We start from the raw sequence: 3,309 nt of genomic DNA, 5'->3' as shown, positions 1-3,309 counted from the left end.
CAATGGCCTTGGGCACCATACTTCCCTCCTTCTTTATTATACTGGCAATCGCCCTGTTCTTCCAGCAGTTCAAGCAATACCAAATAGTAGAGAATATATTCAAGGGAATCCGTCCGGCAGTAGTGGCCCTTATCGCAGCCCCTACTTTCTCCATGGCAAAATCGGCCAAAATAGACCGTTACACCATCTGGATACCGGTCGTATCCGCATTGCTCATCTGGTTATTGGGCGTCTCGCCTGTGTACATTATCATTATGGCAGGTGTGGGAGGTTTTATATACGGAAAGTACAAACATAAATATTCATCCAAATGATTTTTCTATATTTATTCTATACATTTTGCAAGATAGGCCTCTTTGGTTTCGGAGGAGGATATGCCATGTTGTCCATGATACAAGGAGAAGTGGTGACAAGATATAATTGGATCAGTGCCAGTGAATTTACAGACATCATCGCCATCAGCCAGATGACCCCGGGTCCTATCGGCATCAACTCCGCCACCTATGTGGGATATACCGCAGTATTAAATGCAGGGTACAGTGAGGGATGGGCCATATTCGGTTCTTGCATTGCCACTTTTGCCGTAGTTTTCCCATCGTTCATCTTGATGATAGTCATCAGCCGGTTCTTTCTGAAATACCAAAAGCATCCGGTTGTAGAAGCCGTATTCAAAGGATTGCGTCCGGCAGTGGTAGGTCTGCTGGCAGCCGCCGCGCTCGTCTTGATGAATGCTGAGAACTTCGGCAGCTACCAGATAGATTTGTATCAATTCATCATCAGTATAATTATTTTTCTTGTTACCTTTATAGGGACACGAAAGTACAAGATAAATCCCATATTGATGATCATACTTTGCGGAGTGGCAGGATTCCTGCTTTACTGAAACACGCCGCTTTTTACAGTTTCACTTTCTTTTTAGTACCTTTGGACTCATTGTGCAAGCGGTCCAACGCTGTCACCACATACTGGAATTTCGTTTTTCCATCGTTATAAGGCAACGGGTAAAAATGATCGCGGGTAATGGCCACAATGTGCGAAGCATCGTCCAGATTGACTTTTTCTTTCTTATCAAAGCGATAAACCACATACTGCACCGCCTTGTCCATCTCGTCTTTTGCTTTCGGAGCGGTCCAGAAGAGCACCGGGCCTTCATACGTCCATACCATCTTCACCTTCTTTACTTTGCCCGGAGCCTTATCGTCCATAAAAGGAGATTCGGGAATCAGAGCCGGATAACGGTGATATTCTTTTTCCAGCATCGTGCGGTAATTACCGGCATTATCCACCACAGCGGCTGCATACCATTGGCAGCTTCCCTGTACGGTAGGAAGGGAGCGCTGCAACTTCATCTTGGCAGGCATCTGGTTTTGCAACGGATTACGGGCGTCCGCCTTGTTCACTGTACGCATCACATCCTGGCCGATAAAGAGCGGACGCGAAGCAGCGTGTTTCGCCCACCAATGTATCAAGTTTTCATAATCGGCCGCAGGATGGCCTATCTCCCAATAGATCTGAGGAATATTGTAATCCACCCAACCGTTATTGATCCACATCAGCACATCGGCATACAAATCATCATAATTCTGAATACCGCGTGTGTCACTGCCGTTCGGATCGCTTTTCTTGTTGCGGTAGATGCCAAAAGGAGAAACACCGAACTTCACCCACGGCTTGCACTCGCGCACAGTCTCGTGGATTTCCTTAATCAGCACATTCACGTTATTGCGGCGCCAGTCGGCTCTATTACTGTATCCGCGGCCATATTGCGCAAAACTGACATTATCCGGAAAATCCTCACCGGGATTGGGATAAGGATAGAAATAATCGTCCATGTGGATGGCGTCCACATCATACCGGGTGACGATGTCGCGTACGATCTTACAAATATACTTACGGTTTTCGGGCAAAGCCGGATCAAAATAAAGCTGGCCTGCATACTTCACAAAACGCTCCGGATGCTGATTGTACGGATGAATAGGCGACAAGGCAGCCGTTCCTTTCGTCTTGGCACGATAAGGGTTGATCCAGGCATGAAACTCCATACCGCGTTTGTGGCACTCGTTTATCATGAACTGCATGGGATCCCAGTAAGGCGACGGCACCCTGCCCTGCACTCCTGTAAGGAAGCGGCTCCACGGCTCATAAGAAGATTTATACAAGGCATCGGCCTCCGCGCGTACCTGAAAAATTATCGCATTAATGCCCGCACCTTGCAGACTGTTTAGCTGGTTTATCAATAACTGCTGCATCTTCTCTGCCGGCATTCCCTGGAACTGTCCGTTCACACACTGAATCCATGCACCGCGGAACTCACGTTTGGGGTAACGTGTCTGAGCACTGACAACAGAAGTAAAAAGTAGTGCTATCAATAAAAGAAGAATAGTTTTTGCTCTCATTTTGTTATTCTTGTTTAATACGCTTGCAAAGATAAGAAAACTTATAATTATCTTTGCATATTCAATCAAATTCAATAAAGAATGTCAGAAAGTAACTATATATCCATAAAAGGAGCAAAGGTAAACAACCTGAAAAACATTGATGTCGATATACCACGCAACAAGCTGGTCGTGATCACAGGCCTGTCAGGTTCCGGAAAATCATCATTGGCTTTTGACACGTTGTACGCCGAAGGCCAGCGGCGCTATGTAGAAAGCCTGTCCTCCTACGCCCGCCAGTTCCTGGGCCGTATGAGCAAGCCCGAGTGCGATTTCATCAAAGGCATACCGCCCGCCATCGCCATCGAACAAAAGGTGAACAGCCGTAATCCACGTTCCACCGTGGGGACTTCCACCGAGATCTACGAATACCTGCGACTGCTCTATGCACGCGTAGGAAAGACCTATTCTCCCGTCAGCGGCCAGCTGGTGAAGAAGCACAGCATCGAAGATATCGTAAACTGTATGCTCTCCTTTCCCAAAGGAACGAAGTACACGGTGCTCACCCCGATGATGCCCCGTGAGGGCCGCACACTGGCGCAACAACTGGAAATGGACTTCAAACAAGGATTCACCCGTGTGGAAGTGAACCGCGAGATAGTCCGTATAGAAGACTTCCTGCAACAAACAACTGACGGAGATAAAAAACAAAACATCTATCTGCTGGTAGACCGCATGACGGCAGATGACAGCAAAGACAGCATCAGCCGCCTCACCGACTCTGCCGAGACCGCCATGTATGAAGGAGACGGGAACTGCCTGCTCCGCTTCTATTCTGCCGACGGAAGTACGCAACTGTTCTCCTTCAGCACCAAATTCGAGGCGGACGGAATCAAGTTCGAGGAACCGAACGACCAGATGTTCTCCTTCAATT

General features: G+C 47.7%; 3 protein-coding genes and 1 pseudogene. 3 read left to right on the top strand and 1 reads right to left on the bottom strand.

All coding sequences use genetic code 11. The features are described 5' to 3' along the window. Together QZ327_RS14025 and QZ327_RS14020 are read left to right on the top strand one after the other, a co-directional pair. Positions 1-314 (top strand): chromate transporter (locus tag QZ327_RS14025; RefSeq protein WP_294620310.1); only part of this gene is annotated, 314 nt, incomplete at its 5' end. Then, entirely contained in the window at positions 311-883 is a 573-nt protein-coding gene (locus tag QZ327_RS14020) for a chromate transporter (RefSeq protein WP_016275588.1), read from the top strand. The genes QZ327_RS14025 and QZ327_RS14020, both read left to right, overlap by 4 nt. A gap of 13 nt (positions 884-896) precedes the next feature. On the opposite strand, the gene QZ327_RS14015 is transcribed toward QZ327_RS14020, so the two are convergent. Next, positions 897-2,396 carry a family 10 glycosylhydrolase gene (locus tag QZ327_RS14015; protein ID WP_172501862.1) on the bottom strand — a complete coding sequence of 500 codons (1,500 nt, stop codon included), beginning with the start codon at positions 2,394-2,396 and terminating at the stop codon, positions 897-899. A gap of 81 nt (positions 2,397-2,477) precedes the next feature. On the opposite strand from QZ327_RS14015, the pseudogene QZ327_RS14010 reads away from it, so the two are divergent. Continuing rightward, positions 2,478-3,309 (top strand): annotated as a pseudogene (locus tag QZ327_RS14010) (excinuclease ABC subunit A); the annotation flags it as partial.

The organism is uncultured Bacteroides sp., from assembly GCF_910578895.1.
GTDB lineage: Bacteria > Bacteroidota > Bacteroidia > Bacteroidales > Bacteroidaceae > Bacteroides.
The sequence above is the reverse complement of the archived record's forward strand: the minus strand, read 5'-3'. Positions and strand labels throughout refer to the sequence as shown.

What these genes read in the sequence shown, in the direction of transcription:
- QZ327_RS14020 (WP_016275588.1), top strand. Translation starts at nt 311, where the DNA reads ATGATTTTTCTATATTTATTCTATACATTTTGCAAGATAGGCCTCTTT.
- QZ327_RS14015 (WP_172501862.1), bottom strand. Translation starts at nt 2,396, where the DNA reads ATGAGAGCAAAAACTATTCTTCTTTTATTGATAGCACTACTTTTTACT.